The organism is Enterobacter sp. LM3 (genome assembly GCF_046622475.1).
GTDB classification, from domain to species: domain Bacteria; phylum Pseudomonadota; class Gammaproteobacteria; order Enterobacterales; family Enterobacteriaceae; genus Enterobacter; species Enterobacter cloacae_P.
This window is the reverse complement of record NZ_JBJURN010000004.1, coordinates 312637-332956: the sequence shown is the minus strand read 5'-3', so window position 1 is coordinate 332956 and position 20320 is coordinate 312637. Positions and strand designations below refer to the sequence as shown.

Annotated in this window: 14 protein-coding genes; 6 read left to right on the top strand and 8 right to left on the bottom strand. The window is 53.3% G+C overall.

All coding sequences use genetic code 11. The features are described 5' to 3' along the window. The first annotated feature begins 4 nt into the window (after positions 1–4). Positions 5–343 (top strand): nitrogen regulatory protein P-II, encoded by a 339-nt coding sequence (glnB, locus tag ACJ9N4_RS07560; RefSeq protein WP_003860685.1) that lies wholly within the window; start codon positions 5–7, stop codon positions 341–343. Between the two features lie 41 nt (positions 344–384). On the opposite strand, the gene ACJ9N4_RS07555 is transcribed toward glnB, so the two are convergent. From ACJ9N4_RS07555 to hmpA, 5 genes are all read right to left on the bottom strand, one after another. After that, positions 385–1851 carry an oligopeptide:H+ symporter gene (locus ACJ9N4_RS07555; protein ID WP_411500379.1) on the bottom strand — a complete coding sequence of 489 codons (1467 nt, stop codon included), beginning with the start codon at positions 1849–1851 and terminating at the stop codon, positions 385–387. A gap of 62 nt (positions 1852–1913) precedes the next feature. After that, the gene (cadA, locus tag ACJ9N4_RS07550) at positions 1914–4058 is read right to left on the bottom strand and encodes a lysine decarboxylase CadA (protein WP_182272308.1); all 2145 of its coding nucleotides are present in this window, start codon (positions 4056–4058) and stop codon (positions 1914–1916) included. Between the two features lie 83 nt (positions 4059–4141). Continuing rightward, positions 4142–5476 carry a cadaverine/lysine antiporter gene (gene cadB / locus ACJ9N4_RS07545; protein ID WP_182272307.1) on the bottom strand — a complete coding sequence of 445 codons (1335 nt, stop codon included), beginning with the start codon at positions 5474–5476 and terminating at the stop codon, positions 4142–4144. A 349-nt stretch (positions 5477–5825) separates the two neighbouring features. Further along, on the bottom strand, positions 5826–7379 hold the full coding sequence (cadC, locus tag ACJ9N4_RS07540; protein WP_182918788.1) for a lysine decarboxylation/transport transcriptional activator CadC: 1554 nt from the start codon (positions 7377–7379) through the stop codon (positions 5826–5828). Positions 7380–7528: 149 nt separating this feature from the next. Beyond that, positions 7529–8719: an NO-inducible flavohemoprotein gene (gene hmpA / locus ACJ9N4_RS07535; protein WP_196390355.1), complete on the bottom strand. Its 1191-nt coding sequence runs from the start codon at positions 8717–8719 to the stop codon at positions 7529–7531. 304 nt (positions 8720–9023) lie between these two features. On the opposite strand from hmpA, the gene glyA reads away from it, so the two are divergent. Continuing rightward, positions 9024–10277 carry a serine hydroxymethyltransferase gene (gene glyA, locus ACJ9N4_RS07530; RefSeq protein ID WP_014071358.1) on the top strand — a complete coding sequence of 418 codons (1254 nt, stop codon included), beginning with the start codon at positions 9024–9026 and terminating at the stop codon, positions 10275–10277. A gap of 54 nt (positions 10278–10331) precedes the next feature. Here the strand turns inward: glyA and ACJ9N4_RS07525 are convergent, their stop codons facing one another. Both ACJ9N4_RS07525 and ACJ9N4_RS07520 read right to left on the bottom strand, forming a co-directional pair. Next, entirely contained in the window at positions 10332–10754 is a 423-nt protein-coding gene (locus ACJ9N4_RS07525; RefSeq protein WP_182272304.1) for a DoxX family protein, read from the bottom strand. A 116-nt stretch (positions 10755–10870) separates the two neighbouring features. After that, a complete protein-coding gene (locus ACJ9N4_RS07520; protein ID WP_182918786.1) occupies positions 10871–12061 on the bottom strand; it encodes an ROK family transcriptional regulator in 1191 nt (396 codons plus the stop codon). Between the two features lie 113 nt (positions 12062–12174). On the opposite strand from ACJ9N4_RS07520, the gene ACJ9N4_RS07515 reads away from it, so the two are divergent. The 4 genes from ACJ9N4_RS07515 (at position 12175) to ACJ9N4_RS07500 (ending at position 19017) form a co-directional block, all read left to right on the top strand. Then, positions 12175–15450 carry a DUF5107 domain-containing protein gene (locus ACJ9N4_RS07515; RefSeq protein WP_182918785.1) on the top strand — a complete coding sequence of 1092 codons (3276 nt, stop codon included), beginning with the start codon at positions 12175–12177 and terminating at the stop codon, positions 15448–15450. A 69-nt stretch (positions 15451–15519) separates the two neighbouring features. Next, positions 15520–16956 (top strand): sugar porter family MFS transporter, encoded by a 1437-nt coding sequence (locus ACJ9N4_RS07510; RefSeq protein WP_182272301.1) that lies wholly within the window; start codon positions 15520–15522, stop codon positions 16954–16956. Next, positions 16956–17804, top strand: coding sequence for an aldose 1-epimerase (locus ACJ9N4_RS07505; protein WP_395122310.1), 849 nt, complete (start codon positions 16956–16958; stop codon positions 17802–17804). Before ACJ9N4_RS07510 ends, ACJ9N4_RS07505 begins: the two co-directional genes overlap by 1 nt. 73 nt (positions 17805–17877) lie before the next feature. Then, complete coding sequence (locus tag ACJ9N4_RS07500; RefSeq protein ID WP_182272299.1) at positions 17878–19017, top strand: 3-phenylpropionate MFS transporter; 1140 nt, start codon at positions 17878–17880, stop codon at positions 19015–19017. Here the strand turns inward: ACJ9N4_RS07500 and csiE are convergent, their stop codons facing one another. Next, a complete protein-coding gene (gene csiE, locus ACJ9N4_RS07495; RefSeq protein ID WP_182272298.1) occupies positions 19018–20295 on the bottom strand; it encodes a stationary phase inducible protein CsiE in 1278 nt (425 codons plus the stop codon). Between the last annotated feature and the right edge of the window lie 25 nt (positions 20296–20320).

The following is a 20320-nucleotide window of genomic DNA, read 5'->3' as shown; positions in this document are numbered from 1 at the left end:
CACCATGAAAAAGATTGATGCGATTATTAAACCTTTCAAACTGGATGATGTACGTGAAGCGCTGGCAGAAGTTGGCATCACCGGGATGACAGTGACAGAAGTGAAAGGTTTTGGTCGCCAGAAGGGCCACACCGAGCTTTACCGTGGCGCAGAGTACATGGTGGACTTTCTGCCGAAAGTGAAAATTGAAATCGTGGTGAGCGACGATATCGTGGATACCTGCGTGGATACCATTATCCGCACGGCGCAGACGGGTAAAATTGGCGACGGTAAAATCTTCGTCTTTGACGTGGCGCGTGTGATCCGAATTCGTACCGGTGAAGAAGACGACGCGGCGATTTAAGTGCGGCCCTTCGCTGCCACTCCCTGGCGGCGAAGGTGAGGTTAATTGCGCTCCGTTTCCGGTAAGGTGAGCGGCGTGTGGTTAAAGCGCCTTCTTATGCAGACGAGCGCCACGATCAACACCACGCAGCCCAGCGTCCACTCGCCCATCTGAGAGAAAAAGTGTTCGTAGGCAGCAATTGCCGTGTCGCTGATTTGCGATTCTGTGGTTTGTTGCGCCACCAGCCCCGCCAGCCAGTTGGCGACCGCACCGGTTGCCAGCATGTAAATCCCCGTCAATACACCCATTACGCCAGGCAAATTCAGGCGGGTGATTTGCGCCATCGCCACCGGGTCAATAAACAGTTCGGCAAATCCCATCAGCGCCAGACCGGCGATCATCATCCCCATCGAAGCCTGACCGTGAAGCCCGCCACGGCGCGCATTGAGCGCCAGCAGCATAAAGCCGCCACCCATTAACAGCAGGCCAAGCGCGAACTTCAGCCACACGCGTATTGTGGAGCGGATGTTGCTTTCAGGGCGCGCAAGCCAGGTTAATGCAATACCTGCAGCCATAACCGCAACGGCGTTTACCGACTGAAACAGCGCTGTCGGTACTTCAAAACTGAGCAGGTGGCGGTTAACAAAGTGATCGATAAACAGGCTAATAGAGCTGCCGCCTTGCTGCGCCAGTACCCAGAACAGCGTCCCCGCCATCATCAACAGCACGATTTGCCACAGTGCGCGGCGATGTTCGGGGAAGGCGAGCATAATGCGTGTGACCACCACAATGGCAAAGACGCACACCACCGCCAGCAGATAGCCTGACCCGTTGTTTTCCAGCAGCAGGGTGAAGAATACCGGTGCGACGCACAGCATCACCAGCAGCCAGCCCCAGACAGGAAGCGCACACTTCACGGTGCTGAGCGCCCGTTTGTCGATGCCGCGCGTATGGCGGAAATGGCGATGACCGCTGAGGAAAATGAGCAAACCAATAAACATGCCAATACCCGCCAGAGCAAAGCCAACATGCCAGCCGTACCACTGTGCTGCCAGCCCACAGGCAATCGGTGCTGCGATAGATCCCACGTTTCCTGCGGCATAAAGCAGGGAAAAGCCGCCATCGCGACGTGGATCGTCGTGGGCGTAAAGTTCTCCCAGCAGGCAACTGATATTGGATTTAAACAGACCATAGCCGCAGATAATGATCGCCAGCGCGACATACAGACTCCATGTTGAATGGGATCCCATGCCCAGTACAACGTGTCCAAGCGTCATCAGCAGCGCGCCGGCAATGACCGCCGCACGGTTGCCGAGCAGGCGGTCGGCCAGCCAGCCGCCGAGAATAGGGGTAACGTAAACCAGAGACGCGTAGGCGCTGAAGAGCGTAATGGCATGGCTGTCATCAAAGCCAAGCTGGTGGGTGAGGTAGAGGATGAGGAGGGCACGCATGCCGTAAAAGCTGAAATATTCCCAGATCTGGATCGCTACGATGTAATAAATCGCGCGCGGTTGTGAGGGTGTTTGCATGTCATCTCCTGAACGGCGTGAAAAAAGGGAAGCGGCAGACCACTTCCCTTTGATACTTCTACTTATTTAGTGTTTTCTTTCAGCACTTTAACGGTGTAGCGACCATCCGCCTGGCGGTACGCGCCGTGGATATCGGTTTCAAAGCCCGGATAATGAGCGCCGATTTCACACAGCATCTGCAGGAATTCCAGTACCGGACGGCTCTCTTCAGCGATCATCTCGCCTGGCATAACCAGTGGTACTCCCGGAGGATACGGCAGGATCATGTTGGCGTTAACGCGGCCCACCATCTCATCGAGATAAACCTCTTCCGTCTCGCCATGCAGCTCTTTCTGGAACGCGGTGTACGGGGTCATAACCATTGTCGGCAGCACTTCAAACGCGCGGAACATCAGGTCAGGCAGGTTGTGGTGTTCAACCAGCTTGTGAATGTTTTGCGCCAGATCCTGAATACGCATGTCTTCGTAGAATTCAGGGTTCTCGCGATAGAGCGAAGGCAGCATGTTTTTCACGCGCAGGTTCAGGTCAAAGGCGCGTTTGAAATCGGTGAGCGCGCGCAGCAGGCTCAGCGCTTTAGTTTTATCGATACCGATGCTGAACAAGAACAGCAGGTTGTACGGACCGGTTTTCTCTACCACGATACCTTGCTCATCGAGGTATTTCGCCACGATGCTGGCCGGAATACCGAAATCGCTCATGGTGCCGTCTTTCTTCATCCCCGGCGTCAAAATGGTGACTTTAATCGGGTCGAGGTACATGTGCTCGTTATCGATGTTTTTGAAGCCGTGCCATGCGCTATCGGAACGCAGTGCCCAGCATTCAGGCTCATCAATATGTTCTGGCTGCCACACGTCAAAGAACCAGCCGTCAGACTCGCCGTTCAGACGTTTGATCTCTTTACGGAAGCGGATGGCACGCTGGATAGAACCGTCGATCAGACGTTTACCCGAATTCCCTTTCATCATCGCTGCCGCGGTTTCGATGGAGGCGACGATACCGTAGTGCGGAGACGTCGTGGTGTGCATCATGTAGGCTTCGTTGAACGTCTCTTCGTTTACATCACCCTTCACGTGGATCATGGACGCCTGAGAGAATGCTGCCAGCAGCTTGTGTGTGGACTGGGTTTCATAAATCACTTTACCTTCCACACGATCGCCGCTCATCCCGCATTTACCCGCGTAAATCGGTGAGAAGTTGGTGTAAGGCACCCATGCAGAGTCAAAGTGGATGGATTTTACATCCAGCGTTTTCTTGATGTAATCGGTGTTGTAGAGCAAGCCATCATACGTTGAGTTGGTGATAACTGCATGCACAGGCCAGGTCGCGTTCGGCGTCTCTTTCACGCGTTTGGCGATGGTCGTATGCTGGAATTCGCTCTGCGGAATACCGCCGAGAATGCCGTACGCGTTACGGGTCGGACGGAAGTAGAGCGGCGTAATGTCACTCATCATCATCAGATGGGTCAGCGATTTGTGGCAGTTACGGTCAATCAGTACGGTGCTGCCAGCAGGCGCGGAGTACATACCAACGATTTTATTCGCGGTGGATGTCCCGTTTGTCACCATATAGCTGCGTTCGGCGTTGAATGCGCGGGCGATGTACTCTTCGGCTTCTTTATGCGGACCGCTATGGTCGAGCAGCGAACCGAGTTCAGAGACGGAAATCGAGATATCCGACTTCATCGTGTTCGGGCCAAAGAAGTCGTAGAAAATGCTGCCGACCGGACTTTTCTGGAACGCGGTGCCGCCCATATGACCTGGCGTACAGAAAGTGTATTTCCCTTCACGCACATATTTAAACAGCGCTTTGGTCAGCGGTGGCAAAATAGTGTCGATGTATTCATCGGTGTTCTGTTTGATCTTGGCAGCGATATCGTCAGCAGCGCCGAGGGCATATTCAAAGAAACGCACTTTCATGCGCAGATCGTTCAGGCTGACATCAAGCGTTGAGTAAGTGTTCGCGAACGCGTACAGAGGCATGTACTCGTTCATTTTGCTGATCTCTTCGCACAGTTCGAGATTGTATTTGTCCCAGTCGAAAATCACGCCGCACAGTCGCGAATTGTTCTCAATCAGTTTCAGTAAATCTTCGCGGTCGTTAGGGTAAACAATGCGGAAATCCAGGCGCTCAAGGGCGCGATGCAGTTCACGAATAGGCTCTTCTTTAAAGTAGACGCCCATGTGATTCATAATTGCGATAACGTTCATAGTCGTATCTCCAGGTGTAAAAGGCCCCTCCCGTCACGGTGTGACAGGTGTCAGGAGGAGCTCAGAGAAAGGGGGGTTAGTGATTAACGCGCGTCGGCGACACGACTTTCAGCATCAATGTTGTTCTGGCGCTGGTACATTTTGCGGCCGTAGAACATCAGGATGATGAGGCTGACGATAAAGGTACCGGACAGTTCGAACGAGTTAGCACCCATCAGCGCGATGAAGCAGAATGCACAGCCGAGTACGGAACAGATGAGGCTTGTCAGATTGCGGACGTTAACGCCTTCAAAGCGAATCAGGTCAACACAAGAGTAGAAGTACGGCAGCATGGTCAGCAGGACGGCAATACCGGTCAGTTCGCCGAACAGGTCGGAGGCTTTACCACCGCTGGAGTTCATCACGGTGATGAGTACCATCAGCACGGTCATTTTGACGGCGGCCAGCAGCAGACCTTTTTTCGGAATACCGTTGCTGTCGACTTCGCCATACACTGCCGGGAAGTTACCGTCAGTGGCGGCACGAACCCCGGCCTGACCTACCAGCATCATCCAGGAACCCAGAGAGGTCAGGCAGGCGAATGCGGTGAAGGCGGAAACAATTGGCGCGGCCCAGCTGCCCATGATGGTTGATGCGCTGATAGCGAACGGCGCACCGGACGCGGCCATCTCTGAAGCCGGATACATACCGGAAATAACCTGAGTCGCGGCAATATAGACGATACCTGCCAGTGCAGTACCCAGCATGGTTGCCAGCGGTACGGTGCGTTTCGGGTTTTTCACCATGCCGGTGCTGACCGCTGCGGATTCAACGCCAACGAATGCCCACAGGCACAGCAGGATACTTTTGACCACCGCATGTGGATCGGTTGTGGTTGAGGTGTTCCAGTTTGCCTGATAGATAGCGGCGTCAAACCAGTGCCAGCCCGCGATAGCAGTAACAACCACCGGGATCAATACCAGCACCAGGCCGATGGTGGTCAGACGGCTAACCCAGGTACCACCCAGCATATTCACGAAGGTGAAGATCCAGACAATCGCAATACAGGCGAGACCTGCCGGTATAGGGTTATTTAATGCCGGGAAGAACGTGGAGAGATAAGATACGGCGGTAATACCGATAGCCAGGTTACCAATCCAGTTTGCATGATAATAAAGCACGCCGGTCTGGAAACCGAAAGCTGGGGATAATTCTCCCGCGTAAGCAATCGGACCACCCTGTTGTGGGTTTTTGGTCGCCAGTCGTGCATAAACATAGGCCAGAGACATCGCACCGATAATAGAAATCACCCAACCCCAGATAGCAATACCGCCGATACTGGCAAGGTTCGCCGGTAATAAAGCAATACCGCTACCCATCATATTTCCGGCGACGACGCCGGTACAGGCAAATAGCCCGATCTTTTTGGCTGAACTCATGTTCATTTCTCCTGAGCTTTATTTTTTGAGGTGCGGGTCGTTATCTGATGTCACTCAGCGATCCGACCGACTGGCGACAAGATTACGGATGCGGGAAGGAAAAATCCTAAAGATAAAATGAAATAAAAAACAACTTCAAAAAAATGACACCATGAGGTTTTTTTATTAACACATCAGGATAAAAAGTTTAGGTCAGGAAAAGATAAATATTGTTATTTTATAGTCTGTTGGTGATGTAATCTGGCGGGGTGTTTATGTTGCCATGAGGTAACAATCAATACACCATGGCAACAATTTAACTACTTTAATAAGAGTGTTATTTAACGCGGTAATGATGCTGCGCTATTTTTCACTGTTCATTTTTCAGAAAGGTTTGTAAGTACGGAACGATTTTTTTGATTGAGGTATGAAAAACACCATTCTCAATCCAGTAGAGCGTGTTATCCCCTGGGCGTAAATTAAACGCTGTAATATAGGCGTCGGCAGCCAGACGATTTTCGCCCTTCATTTCGTATACTTTTCCTAACAGCACATAATTTAACCATGACATTTCAAGATCAATGCTTTTATTAATGTCAGTGTATGCGTCATCAATATCGCCTTTAGTTAGCGCATCGATGGTTTGTATTTGATACCACGGCGCAGTGTCCTGAACGCCTGGTCGTTGTGCTATTTTGTCCAGCTCATTATTGAGCCCTTGCAGCTGTGTTTTATCAAATTGCTGCTGCGAATGACGTAATACATCAACCAGAATTTTTCCCGATAAGGCGAAAGTAAAGTCTGGTGCGTCTTTCGTGACCATCTCAAGTATTTCACTGGCTTTATTTAATGATGCAACATCACCTTCCACAATCAGCTGGTTTGCCTGGTAGTATTGCGCCAGCGGCATACTTTTCGAATGGCGGAATTGCTCAAGCAGTGCCTGCATGCGCGGCGGCCAGGGCTGCGTCAACACCGAGGAAAGGCTATGGAGGAGATCCTCCTGCACTGATAGCAGCGTGTTGTCGGTAATAAAATAACGCTTGTCCAGCATGATGGAGCTGTCGGCGTTATCGACCAGCAATACCGACATAAAGCACTGCTGTGCCCGGTAGTGGCGCTGATTTACGAATTTGATGGTGAGCGTTTTCCCTGAACTGCTGGGCTCTGTCACGTTATAGTTGGTCTTGTCATGCACCATAAAGGTGGAGAAGGTATTCAGCGACGTGGTGATCAGATTGCCAAGGCCAATCGCATAGGACTGTTGAGACGTCCAGCTATTACAGGAGTTACCGGGCTCAAAGCGCACGTCAATATCTCGCGGATTGAGCAGCAGGCGCGTACTGGTGACCGGGGGATGGGAGTTGACAAGCGACATTAATACCAGCGCAATCAGCGCGCCGAGTGAAGACAAAAACAGTAGCCAGGTCCAGAACGTTGCGATGCGCTTGCGCCGATCGACTTTGTCCCGTGCCAGGCGAAATGAGGGTGACGGTAAAGCTGACGAGGTCATCGTCTGAGGCTGTGTTTCTGTTACCCTGATGGGAAGCACTGCGGGTGGTGTGGCGAGAGAAGGGGGAGTGATATCTGGCTCTTCTTCCGTACACCAGACGGCAGTGGCGGTAAGCTTGTAGCCGCGCTTTGGCACCGTGGCGATATATTCAGGGCTTTGTTCGTTACCATCCTTCAGCGACTTACGAAGTTCAGAAATGCTCTGGGTCACTACATGACTGGTGACAATGTTGCGCATCCAGATGTTATCAATAAGCTCATCCCGGCTCAGTACCTCATCGGGGTGTCTGGCGAAATACATCAAAAGGTCAATTAAACGTGGTTCAAGCGTTAGCTGACGGCCCTGACGGCTAATTTGATTTACGGACGGGGTAACCAGCCAATCGCCAACGCGCACAACAGGTTGTTGCATAAAAAAAGCGCCCTAAAGCGGAAAAGGGGAAGGATCAATCATAACACAAATGACTTACCCATTATTGATAAGCAACATGAGTCAGTACCGGGGATGAAAATAACAAAACGGGCACCGCAGGACGCGGCACCCGGGGGGAAATGTGGAGTTTACAGTACCTTATGTGGGCCAAAACACTCGTAATGAATGTTTTCTGGCTTCACGTTCAGTTCTACCAGCTGCTTCGCGGCATACTGCATAAACGCCACTGGCCCACAGACGTAGAACTGCATCTCTGGTGCGCTGAACGCACCCTCATGCTGGCTTAAATCGATCAGACCTTCGCTGTCGAAACGGGCAGCGGCGCGGTCGGCCTCCGTCGGCAGACGATACCAGGTGTGTGCGTTAAAGCGTGGCAGGCCAGTCGCCAGCGTTTTCACTTCATCCGCAAATGCGTGTACATCGCCGTTCTCGGCGGCGTGGAACCAGTTCACCTGTGCATTGTGATGAGACTTCGCCAGCGTATCCAGCATCGCCAGCATTGGCGTTTGACCCACGCCCGCGGAGATCAGCGTTACAGGCGTATTCGCTTCAACGGTCATAAAGAAGTCGCCGGCAGGTGCCGCCAGCTGAACCACATCGCCCACATTCGCTTCATTATGCAGCCAGGTAGAAACCTGACCACCGTCTTCGCGTTTCACGGCAATGCGATAACCTTTACCGTCGGGTTTGCGGGTCAGGGAGTATTGACGGATCTCCTGGTGCGGGAAGCCTTCAGGCTTCAGCCAGACGCCCAGATACTGGCCTGGCTGATAATCAGCGACCGGCTGGCCATCAACCGGCTCGAACTCAAAGCTGGTAATCAATGCACTGCGTGGTGTTTTCCCGACGATGCGGAATGCACGTGTACCTTCCCAGCCGCCGTTTTTATTGGCGTTCTCGCTGTAGATCTGTGCTTCACGGTTGATAAACACGTTTGCCAGCACGCCGTAGGCTTTACCCCATGCGTCCAGAACGTCCTGACCCGGGCTGAACATCTCATCCAGCGTCGCCAGCAGGTGGCCGCCGACAATGTTGTACTGCTCTGGTTTGATCTGGAAGCTGGTATGTTTCTGCGCAATTTTCTCTACCGCAGGCAGCAGCGCCGCCAGGTTTTCGATATTGCTGGCATAAGCCGCGATGGCGTTAAACAGGGCTTCACGCTGATCGCCGTTACGCTGGTTGCTCATGTTGAAAATCTCTTTGAGCTCCGGGTTATGCGTGAACATGCGATCGTAGAAATGGGCGGTGAGTTTAGGACCCGTTTCAACCAGCAGGGGAATAGTGGCTTTAACGGTAGCGATGGTTTGAGCGTCGAGCATAGCAGCTTCCTTCAGATGTGACTTTAATGATGTATTTTTAATGCATCTTATAAAAAATACCCCTGCGTTGTAAATGGTTCTTTGCATCATGAAAAATATGCATCACAAACCTGAAAAGAAATCCATTGATAATGGCGAGGGCTTTATTCCTCAAACCCTTGCGTGGCGTGAAGGAAAACGTTTGCGTAAAATCGTTTGTCAAGACCTGTTATCGCAGAACTAATCAGTTATACTGTTGCGCGTTGTCCAACTGGACTGCCTTTTCAGGCCAAAATTTTATTGTTAGCTGAGTCAGGAGATGCGGATGTTAAAGCGTGAAATGAACATTGCCGATTATGATGCCGAACTGTGGCAGGCTATGGAGCAGGAAAAAGTACGTCAGGAAGAGCACATCGAACTGATCGCCTCCGAAAACTACACCAGCCCGCGCGTTATGCAGGCGCAGGGTTCTCAGCTGACCAACAAATATGCTGAAGGTTACCCGGGCAAGCGCTACTACGGCGGTTGCGAGTACGTTGATATCGTTGAGCAACTGGCGATTGATCGTGCAAAAGAACTGTTCGGTGCTGACTACGCTAACGTGCAGCCGCACTCAGGCTCTCAGGCTAACTTCGCGGTCTACACCGCTCTGCTGCAGCCGGGCGATACCGTTCTGGGTATGAACCTGGCACAAGGCGGTCACCTGACTCACGGCTCCCCGGTTAACTTCTCCGGCAAACTGTACAACATCATCCCTTACGGTATTGATGAGTCCGGTAAAATTGACTACGAAGACATGGCGAAGCAGGCTAAAGAGCACAAGCCGAAAATGATCATCGGTGGTTTCTCTGCTTACTCCGGTATCGTTGACTGGGCAAAAATGCGTGAAATCGCAGACAGCATCGGTGCTTACCTGTTCGTTGATATGGCGCACGTTGCAGGTCTTATTGCCGCAGACGTTTACCCGAACCCGGTTCCACATGCTCACGTTGTGACTACCACTACCCATAAAACCCTGGCAGGTCCACGCGGTGGCCTGATCCTGGCGAAAGGCGGTAGCGAAGAGCTGTATAAGAAACTGAACTCTGCCGTCTTCCCAAGCGCGCAGGGTGGCCCGCTGATGCACGTTATTGCGGGTAAAGCGGTTGCGCTGAAAGAAGCGATGGAGCCAGAGTTTAAAGTTTACCAGCAGCAGGTTGCGAAAAACGCCAAAGCGATGGTAGAAGTGTTCCTGAACCGTGGCTACAAAGTGGTGTCTGGCGGTACTGAAAACCACCTGTTCCTGCTGGATCTGGTTGATAAAAACCTGACCGGTAAAGAAGCTGACGCTGCCCTCGGCCGTGCCAACATCACCGTGAACAAAAACAGCGTGCCTAACGATCCGAAGAGCCCGTTCGTGACTTCCGGTATCCGTATCGGTTCTCCGGCTGTCACTCGCCGTGGCTTTAAAGAAGCAGAAGTGAAAGAGCTGGCTGGCTGGATGTGTGACGTTCTGGACAACATCAATGACGAAGCGGTAATCGAGCGCGTCAAAGGTAAAGTTCTGGATATCTGCGCACGTTTCCCGGTATACGCATAATTCCTCTGCTTTGCAGAAATAAAAAAGGCCGCGTTTGCGGCCTTTTTTTATGGTTTAGCGCCGGTCAAGGGATATTGCCCCCGGCCCCACGATAGCCAGCAAAATAAATGCACCAGCAATACTGATATTCTTGTAGAAGTTAATCATGTTTGGCACAACCGCATCACCGGTCATATCCCAGTAACGGTGGCCAATAATTGCCGTACCCAGCGTGTAGAAAATAAAGAGCACGGCGACAGGGCGGGTGAAAAAGCCGAGCACGATCAGAATTGCAGCGGGGATCTCCATCACCACCGCAATAATCGCTGCCAGCATCGGCATCGGTGCGCCCAGTGAGGTCATATATTGTACGGTTCCGCTAAACCCTATGAGTTTCGGATAGCCAAAGATGATAAACAGCACAGCAAGTGCGATACGGGCAATCAACAGCAACAGGTGGCGTGACTGACCGAAATCAAAATAGCGTAGAGTGTTCATAGCAGGCTCGTTTTTGAGGGGACCTGTTTTAAAACTAATACACAAATCAATACTCTGCCATTCAGCTTTTCTTCATAAATCAGGTATCAGGGTGATTTAAAAAATGGGTATCGCTATTATTCACCTAACTGCGATTCCACATATAAATAACCAATCCCCAGAATTTGCTGCGTGCGGCTGAGTCGGCCAAAACTGATATGCGTTGCTTTAATTCCCGGCCCATCATTTTTATCAAAAGGGTTAAATCCTGTTTGGTGAGTGATGGCATTGAGCCAGCTCTCTCCAAACGCGCAGCTACGCCCGTAAAGCCATATCTGGTTAATATTCAGGATATTGAGAAAATTATACAGGCTCAGACCAATAGCGTTGGCCGCGTTTTCTACCCACGCCTGAACCCGTACGTCTCCTTGCTGCCAGGCGTGGATCAGTGCGCTGGTCGTGAGTTGTTCCGGTGAGAATTCTGCTCCAGGCTGGGTTTTTAACCAGACGCGGGCCTGCTTCTTCAGAGCGCTCAACGAGGCGATCGTTTCAAGGCAACCGTAGCGGCCGCAGTCACAGGCGTTGCCGTCTGGATCCACAATAGTGTGCCCGATCTGTCCACTTCCGTAGAGGTTGCCGCGATAAATCTGATCGTTTATTACAAAGGATGAACCAATTCCGTAATCGACGTTTATGACGCAAAAATCTTGATCCGCCCCAGGGTTTTGCCATTTTTCCGCCAGAGCCAGCATCACGCAGTCATTATCTATCCTGACGTGGATCCCCAGCTGTTCCTCAAGCAGATATTTCATCTCGAGCGGTGCTTTCCACTGCGCTTGTGGCATCGTTTGCGATACCCCTGTGACCGGGTCGACCTGCCCATGCACGCCCAACGCAAGATTGATTCGCTGTTCAGGGTAACGTTTGTGATACTGCCGCCAGCAGTTTGCTATCGCGCCGAGAAGGGTCTGTGGATCGGGCGCATTGATGGTGATGTGCTGAAGATCGCCCACTGCCAGCAGGCGGGCATCCGCAAGCTGACACTCAATGCTGGTGGGTGAGACCGTCATGCATAGCGTCCATGCTCCATGATGGGGGATTTGATAGCTACCACTATTGAGCCCGCGGGCACTCATTTTTTCTGCCGAATGGCTGATTCGCCCCTCATCAAGCAGTTCTTCAAGAATGTTGCTCACCGCCGGAATTGACAGCCCCGTCAGCTGCGCCAGACGCGATTTACTCAGCTGTTTTTCACGCCATAAATGCGACAAAAATATCACCTTGTTGGCCTGACGAACCCGTGCATTATTCAAACCCGCTCGCAACATATACTTAACTCCCTTAACTGTATTGCGTGAACGCTGCGCATTTTAGCAGCGAATACACACTATAAACTCGATGTATTCCATTTTTTACTTTATTTCATTTAGTGGAGAGCAGAATGCACGGTTCAGTTAAGGTATGGCAGGAAACCATTACCCTTCCGACGTGGACGACAGGGGCTGAAGATCCCAACCCCATGTTTCTGGAAAAACGCGTCTATCAGGGCTCCTCAGGCGCGGTCTATCCCTACGGCGTCATTGATACGCTGACCGGGGAACGCGAAATGCGCGACTACCAGGCGGTTTGGCTGGAGAATGATTTCATTCGTGTGATGCTACTGCCTGAACTTGGCGGACGTATCCATCGTGCTTACGACAAAGTAAAGCAGCGTGATTTCGTCTACTACAACGAAGTGGTTAAACCTGCGCTGGTGGGGTTGTTGGGGCCGTGGATCTCCGGTGGTATCGAGTTCAACTGGCCGCAGCATCACCGCCCAACAACCTTTATGCCGGTTGATTTCACCCGGCAGGCTGGTGAAAACGGCGAGCAAACCGTCTGGATGGGGGAAGTGGAGCCGATGCGTGGCCTGCAGGTGATGACGGGATTTACTCTCTATCCTGACCGCGCGTTGATCGAAATCACCGGCAAAGTCTTTAACGGTAATGTGACACCGCGCCATTTCCTGTGGTGGGCGAACCCGGCTGTCAAAGGTGGCGATGCGCACCAGAGTGTCTTCCCACCGGATGTCACCGCCGTTTTTGATCACGGTAAGCGTGATGTCTCGGCTTTCCCTATCGCCACGGGTACTTACTACAAGGTGGACTATTCGGCGGGAGTGGATATCTCCCGCTACCGAAATGTACCAGTACCAACCTCCTACATGGCTGAAAAATCAGATTACGATTTTGTCGGGGCTTACCATCACGATGAACGAGGTGGCCTGCTGCACGTTGCCGATCACCATGTCTCGCCGGGTAAAAAACAGTGGAGCTGGGGTTACGATGATTTTGGCCAGGCCTGGGATCGTAATCTGACTGATGAAAATGGCCCCTATATCGAACTGATGACCGGAGTGTTCACCGACAACCAACCAGACTTCACGTGGCTCGCACCGTTTGAAGAGAAGATCTTCGTTCAGAACTTCCTGCCCTATAGCGAGTTGGGGATGGTGCAAAATGCCAGCACTCAGGTGGCGATGAAATTGGTCAGAGAGTCGCCGCTGCTGCAGACTGGGATCTACGCCATTGCCCCGCTGGATAACATCCTCGTCGAACTGAGTGCCGACCAGAAGCCGATTTTTGAAACCCATCTGACGTTAGCGCCGGGAGAAAGCTGGCAACAAACATTGCCGGATAATTACCCGCAGCGCTTAACCATGACGGTTAAGTCGGCACAGGGCCAGACGCTACTTCACTATCAGGAACATCAGGCACAGGAGACATCGTTACCCGATCCTGCCCGCGCCCCTGCAATGCCAGAAAACATCACTAACGCTGATGAGCTCTATTTTATTGGTCAGCATCTGGAACAGTACAACCATGCCAGCCGCTTTGCGGCTGATTATTACCGCCGGGCGATTGAACTCGACCCATATGATTATCGTAACAACGTTGCCCTGGGCACGCTTGCACTTAACTCCGCTGACTGGGTACTGGCGGAACGCTGTGCCCGCGCCGCACTCACGCGTGCCCATCGGTTGAATAAAAACCCCCGCGATGGAGAGGCCAGCATGCTGTTGGCAACGGCACTCGAGCGACAGGGGGATATCACAGGGGCATGGGATAACTACTTCAAAGCATCGTGGAGCGGCAACTGTCGGGATGCGGCATTTTGGGCACTGGCACGTCTGGCGATGAAGCGTGGCGATGCGAAAGACGCCCTCGAAAAAGTCACTGTTAGCCTGCAGGTAAACGGGGCAAACCATCTGGCAATGGGGCTGAAAGCACTGGCGCTATTTGATTGCGGGCACCAGGACGAGGCACTGGACTTTATCAGTCAAAGTCTGACGCAGTATCCGCTGAGCTATCCGCTTCACTGTGCGCGTTGGCTGCTCGCTCAGGACCCGGAATCACAGGCGATGTTGTTGCAGGTCACCGGGCGGCGCGGGATTAACGCCAGTATGCTCTCCGGGTGGCTGGTTTCTCTGGGACGCACAGATGCGGCAGAGAAGGTGCTGATGCTGCTGGACTGCCAGGAGACAATTCCGTTGCTGTGGCAGGCATCACTGAGCCAAAAACGAGAGGTGCGTGAGCGCTTACTGGATGCGGCGCAGAACTGCCACGCCCGGCATGTTCGTTTCCCCAATACGCTCGATGAAGTTCAGATGCTGCAGACTCTCAAAGATGATCCGTTTGCAGGTTATCTGCTGGGCTGTTTCTGGTATAGCAAACGCCGGTATGACGAGGCCGTTTCCTGTTGGCAGGATACTTTAGTGCGCCTGCCGGACTATGCGCCTGCGCACCGTCTGTTGGGGATCTATGCCTGGAATAAGCAGCACGACGCGACAGCTGCGATGGCCAGACTGCAGCGGGCCGTTGACATCGAGCCGGACAATGCCCGTTTTCTGTTTGAGCTGGATTACCTGAAGAAGCTAACAGCCACAGCGGCCAGCGAGCGCCTGAGCCTGCTTGAGACTCATATGGCGGTTGTTATGCGACGTGATGATCTGACGGCGGAGCTGTTAAGTCTGTGGAATAGCCAGGGGCAGTATGCGGCGGCGGCGCAGATCCTACAGACTCGCCAGTTCCATCCCTGGGAGGGCGGCGAGGGCAAAGTCACCGGGCAATATCTTCTCAACCAGATGCACCAGGCGTTAGATGCCATTGCGGAGAACGACATCCCCGCGGCCATGCGCTGGCTGGGAGAAGCGCTCCAGTATCCGCGCAACCTGGGGGAAGGGCGCTTACCCGGACAGACAGATAATGACATCAGATATCTGCTTGGCTTCTGTGCGCTGAAAAAAGGTGAGCTGCAGCAGGCGCAGTTGCACTTCCAGCAGGCTGCGTGCGGTGGCACAACGCTCGACGCTGGCCGCTACTACAACGACCAGCCAGCGGATTATCTGTTCTGGCAGGGTATGGCGTTACGGGCAGGCGGTCAGGTGGAAGAGGCCGGGCGGCACTTCCGTAGTTTCCTGAAATGGGTAGAGCATCACCACAACGATATCCCCGAAGCCGATTTCTTTGCAGTATCGCTTCCGGATCTGGTTGTTCTTGATACGTCTGCAGCGGTGCAGCACCAGCAACACTGTCTGTTTATCGAGGCGTTGGGGCATCTGGGGCTGGGCGAAATGTCAGCCAGTCAGAAAGCGATGCAACAACTGCTGGCGATAAATCCTGCTCACGATAAAGCGCATCTTATTCTGCATGCACAGCGATGCGGCATCTTTGCCTGAACCTTAACCGGGCGGGAGAACCCGCCCAAACCCTACTGTTCCCTGCGTTTCCCTTATAGAGGAATCAAAATGAATAACGCGCAGACACATCTCAAAATGGGCTACATCTGGACGATCTGTCTGGTGGCGGCCTGCGGTGGTTTATTGTTTGGTTATGACTGGGTGGTGATTGGTGGTGCGAAGCCGTTTTATGAGGCGTACTTTTCGATTACCGATCCTGCTCAGTCTGGCTGGGCGATGAGTTCTGCTCTGGCCGGATGCGTGTTTGGCGCGCTCATTTCTGGCTGGTGCGCCGACCGTCTCGGACGAAAGATCCCGCTAATTCTCTCGGCAATCCTGTTCAGCGCGTCGGCGTTGGGTACGGCGCTGGCGAGCAATTTCGATATGTTCATTATCTACCGCATTGTCGGTGGGTTGGGGATTGGTCTGGCGTCGGCATTGAGCCCGCTCTATATCGCCGAGGTCAGCCCGGCGGAAAAGCGTGGACGCTTTGTTGCCGTTAACCAACTGACCATTGTTATCGGTGTGCTGGCGGCACAGTTGGTAAACCTGATGATTGCCGATCCTGTTGCCAGCGGTGCCACGCAGCAAACACTCCTCAACACCTGGAACGGCCAGGTGGGCTGGCGCTGGATGTTTGGTGCAGAGCTGCTCCCGGCAGTGGTCTTTCTGGTGCTGATGTTCCTGGTGCCTGAATCACCGCGCTGGCTGATGAAAGCCGGAAAAACGGAGCGTGCCCGGGCCACACTTGAACGAATTGGCTCCACGGCTTATGCCAGTCAAACCTTGCAGGAAATAGCCCAGACGCTGGTGAAAGACAACAACAAAGTCTCTTACTCTGCGCTGCTCGCCCCTCAGGTTAAACCCATCGTCATTATCGGGATGGTGCTGGCGGTGTTTCAGCAGTGGTGCGGTATCAACGTCATCTTTAACTACGCTCAGGAGATATTTGCCTCCGCCGGATTTGATATCAACGGAACCCTGAAATCCATCGTTGCCACCGGTATTATCAACCTGGTCTTTACTATCGCGGCATTGCCGCTGGTGGATAAACTTGGGCGACGCAAGCTAATGTTACTGGGCGCAAGTGGTCTCACCGTGATCTACGTGCTGATTGCCGGAGCTTATGCGTTGGGGATCATGGGGTGGCCGGTACTGGTGCTGGTTCTGGCGGCTATTGCCATTTATGCCCTGACGCTGGCCCCGGTAACCTGGGTGCTTCTCTCTGAGATCTTTCCTAATCGCGTGCGTGGTATGGCGATCTCGCTGGGAACGCTGGCGCTGTGGATCGCGTGCTTCCTGCTCACCTACACCTTCCCGTTGCTGAATGCCGGGTTGGGCGCAGCGGGCAGCTTCCTGCTGTACGGGATCATCTGTGCGCTGGGCTTCATCTATATTCTGCGAAATGTCCCTGAAACCAAAGGTGTGACGCTGGAGGCACTGGAAACCCAGCTGGCGCAGCGACACGGGGTGGCCCCTGCGGTTAAGCAGGAACAGGCACACTGATGGTGCAGGCTATTACTCTGGAAAACGCGCATCTGCGGTTGCGCGTTGATCCACAAGGTGGTGCGATAAACGCGCTGTTCTCACTCCATCATCAGCGCCCTGTTTTGCAGGCACCGCCGGGCCAGCAGCCGCTGTTTCCAATGCTGCCGCTGGCAAATCGGGTCGCCGGGAATCGGTTTTTGCTGCATGGTCGTGAGGTGGTATTACCGAAAAGCCCGCGTGACACCGATTTTTATCTGCATGGTGACGGTTGGATCAAGCCCTGGCAGGTTGTTTCCTTCTCCGCCACCGAGTGTGTATTACAGCTTCGAAGCATAGAGCCCTGCGGTTTCGACTATCTGGTGCAACTGTGTTACCGACTTGTCGATAATGTGTTCCATGTCAGTCTGACGCTCACCCACTGTGGCACAGAACCCATGTTGTATGGATTAGGGGCTCATCCCTGGTTCTGTTTTGAACCTGGGAGTACGGCACAGTTCAGCGCCAGTGGTTACTGGCCGGAAGGGGAAAACCACCTGCCGCTGCAATGGCAGGGGGAGCTACCCGCTCACGCGGATTTTCATTCGGCGCAATATGGACGAGATGAGTGGCTGAATGTCTGCTATTCCGGCTGGAGTGGGCAGGCGATATTGCGAAATAATGAGATGGAAATCACACTTCTTTCGCAAACTCCCTGGTTGATGCTATTCAGAATGTCGGGGCAGTCATTTCTTTGCCTTGAACCTCAAAGCCACCCGGTAAATGCCCACCAGATGCCGGGACAGCCAGGTTTGGTGATGCTTTCTGGCGGGGAGGAAACCCATTTTTCAATGGCAATAGTGGTCAATTCAACAGTGGAAAAATGTTAATTTATTGTTAATGTGACACTTGCGCCTCCCGGCGTTTACCGCCAGACTAGCGCCTTCATTTCGGGAGGGATTCATGGTTTTGCATTCCACGCGCTGGCTGGCGCTCAGCTATTTCACCTACTTTTTTAGCTACGGCATTTTTCTGCCTTTCTGGAGCGTCTGGCTCAAAGGCATCGGGCTTACCCCAGAGACCATCGGTGTGTTGCTTGGCGCAGGACTGGTGGCGCGATTTCTGGGAAGCCTGCTGATTGCACCGCGCGTCAGCGATCCCTCCTTACTGATTAAAGCGGTGCGTATTCTGGCGCTGTTGACGCTGGTCTTTGCCGCCTGTTTCTGGGTCAATAACACGTTTGCCTGGCTGATGGTGGTAATGGTGGGTTTTAACCTGTTCTTCTCACCGCTGGTTCCGCTGACGGATGCGCTGGCGAACACCTGGCAAAAGCAGATTACGATGGACTATGGCCGCGTGCGCCTGTGGGGGTCTATTGCCTTTGTCATCGGCTCCGCGCTGGTGGGGAAACTGGTCAGTCTCTACGATTACCATGCGATTCTGGCTCTGCTGAGTCTTGGTATCGCCTCTATGCTACTGGGGATGTTGCTGCGTCCGTCAGTGATGCCGCAAGGGGAAAGCCGACATCAGGAAAGCGCAGGCTGGCCCGCCTGGCGTAGCCTGGTGACACAAAGCTGGCGGTTCCTGGCCTGTGTCTGTCTGCTCCAGGGGGCGCATGCCGCGTACTATGGCTTCAGTGCCATTTACTGGCAAGGCGTGGGTTACTCCGCGTCTGCCATTGGTTACCTGTGGTCGCTTGGCGTGGTCGCTGAAGTGGTTATCTTTGCGCTCAGTAAAAAACTATTCCGACGCTTTGGCGCGCGTGATTTGTTACTGCTCTCCGCCGTGTGCGGCGTGATCCGCTGGGGCATTATGGGCTGGACAGCCGAACTACCGTGGCTGATTGTGGCGCAGATCCTGCACTGTGGTACCTTCACCGTGTGTCATCTGGCGGCGATGCGTTATATCTCAGCGCGTGAGGGTGGGGATGTTATCCGCCTGCAGGCGGTCTATTCTGCGGTGGCAATGGGCGGTAGTATTGCCGTGATGACGGTCTTTGCGGGCTTCCTCTACCAGCATCTGGGGCACGGCGTGTTTTGGGTGATGGCACTGGTTGCATTGCCTGCGATGATCGTTCGCCCAAAAGTGGTCGCGCGCGCGTAACTACGATTCCAGCATGGCGCGAATATGTTCTTGTTGCTGCGCGTTCAGCGCCTCAACGGCGTGGATCAGCGGCGGCGAGAACAGTGGCAGAGCGGTCGGGTAAGGGGTAATCACCAGTGCGGCTTCGCGCGGTGCCCCCTCTCTCTGGAAGGTCTGCAGCGTCAGATAGCGAATGTTGAGCGGGAGCAACGTCAGTTCCCGCAACTGTTGCTCAATCAACGCTTCGCATTCTTTATCCGTTCCCGTCAGTAACACCACCTGTTTTTCATGCAGATCGGTCTCCTGCATCAGCCAGGCACCAAAAATCACGGCGACCAGGCTCATCTCTTCATCGGAGAAACGTAGCCCAAATTCAGCTTCCAGTTCAAATAACGCCTCTTTGGTGGTACGCAGCAGGCGCGGGTAAAGGCGGTGGATCTCTTCTGGCAGGCTGTTATCAATACCGATTTCAAACAGTGAGCGGTCAAGCGCCTGGGCAAGATGAATATACAGCTGATCGGTCAGCCCTTGCTCATCGCTAAAGTTCATTCCCGTCTGCGCCCGAAAGCGCGCAATCATTCGCACAATTGTCCGGCGCAAACGCTGATCCTGCTGGTGTTTATCGAGCACCGGATCGGGGGTGCGCAGCATCATAAACAACAGTGCCAGAAACAGGTGTTCATCCGTGTGAGGAGCCTGAGGAACGCGCCGTTTCCAGTGACGTACGATCTCCTGCGCGGTGAAATATTCCCCCCGCGACTGCGCCCAGCTGCGCTGAATACGGGAAAACTGCGGCGTATTGCCCTGATGATGCTGAATCAGACAATATTGCAAATAGAGCTGCAAAAACTGGATATCGCGGCACTCAAACTGGCGCTGAAGCTTGCGTGAGCAGAAGTTGATCAGCGCCCGCAGGTTAGTATCGTCGTAGAGAGGACGGGCAATTCCGTGTCGTTTAAGCGCGGTTTTTAGCGCGGGAGTAAACTGGTGCGAGACAAAATGAGGGCAAAGCCGGAGCGCCCTGCGCAGCCAGTGCAGCAGGCATAAACGCTGATTCAGGGCAGAACCTTCAATTCGGTAGCTGCCGTCAGGGTGCGTGACGATATCAAGCCGGTGATAGCGCTGGATTTCATCGCGCGTCTCGGCTATATCTTGCCGTGCCATAGCGTCGTCCACGCCATTGGCAGCGATTATACTCTGTGCGGTGACGACAGCATCGGGCAGGTAAAGCATCAAAAGCACCTGGCAGCGGCGCTGCGAACTGGAAAGCACAGATGGAATTTCAAGCGTCGTCATCATCTGTCGGGTATCCAGTGTGAATGTT

Coding starts and splice junctions, on each gene's coding strand:
- glnB (WP_003860685.1), top strand. CDS start 5: ATGAAAAAGATTGATGCGATTATTAAACCTTTCAAACTGGATGATGTA.
- ACJ9N4_RS07555 (WP_411500379.1), bottom strand. CDS start 1,851: ATGCAAACACCCTCACAACCGCGCGCGATTTATTACATCGTAGCGATC.
- cadA (WP_182272308.1), bottom strand. CDS start 4,058: ATGAACGTTATCGCAATTATGAATCACATGGGCGTCTACTTTAAAGAA.
- cadB (WP_182272307.1), bottom strand. CDS start 5,476: ATGAGTTCAGCCAAAAAGATCGGGCTATTTGCCTGTACCGGCGTCGTC.
- cadC (WP_182918788.1), bottom strand. CDS start 7,379: ATGCAACAACCTGTTGTGCGCGTTGGCGATTGGCTGGTTACCCCGTCC.
- hmpA (WP_196390355.1), bottom strand. CDS start 8,719: ATGCTCGACGCTCAAACCATCGCTACCGTTAAAGCCACTATTCCCCTG.
- glyA (WP_014071358.1), top strand. CDS start 9,024: ATGTTAAAGCGTGAAATGAACATTGCCGATTATGATGCCGAACTGTGG.
- ACJ9N4_RS07525 (WP_182272304.1), bottom strand. CDS start 10,754: ATGAACACTCTACGCTATTTTGATTTCGGTCAGTCACGCCACCTGTTG.
- ACJ9N4_RS07520 (WP_182918786.1), bottom strand. CDS start 12,061: ATGTTGCGAGCGGGTTTGAATAATGCACGGGTTCGTCAGGCCAACAAG.
- ACJ9N4_RS07515 (WP_182918785.1), top strand. CDS start 12,175: ATGCACGGTTCAGTTAAGGTATGGCAGGAAACCATTACCCTTCCGACG.
- ACJ9N4_RS07510 (WP_182272301.1), top strand. CDS start 15,520: ATGAATAACGCGCAGACACATCTCAAAATGGGCTACATCTGGACGATC.
- ACJ9N4_RS07505 (WP_395122310.1), top strand. CDS start 16,956: ATGGTGCAGGCTATTACTCTGGAAAACGCGCATCTGCGGTTGCGCGTT.
- ACJ9N4_RS07500 (WP_182272299.1), top strand. CDS start 17,878: ATGGTTTTGCATTCCACGCGCTGGCTGGCGCTCAGCTATTTCACCTAC.
- csiE (WP_182272298.1), bottom strand. CDS start 20,295: ATGATGACGACGCTTGAAATTCCATCTGTGCTTTCCAGTTCGCAGCGC.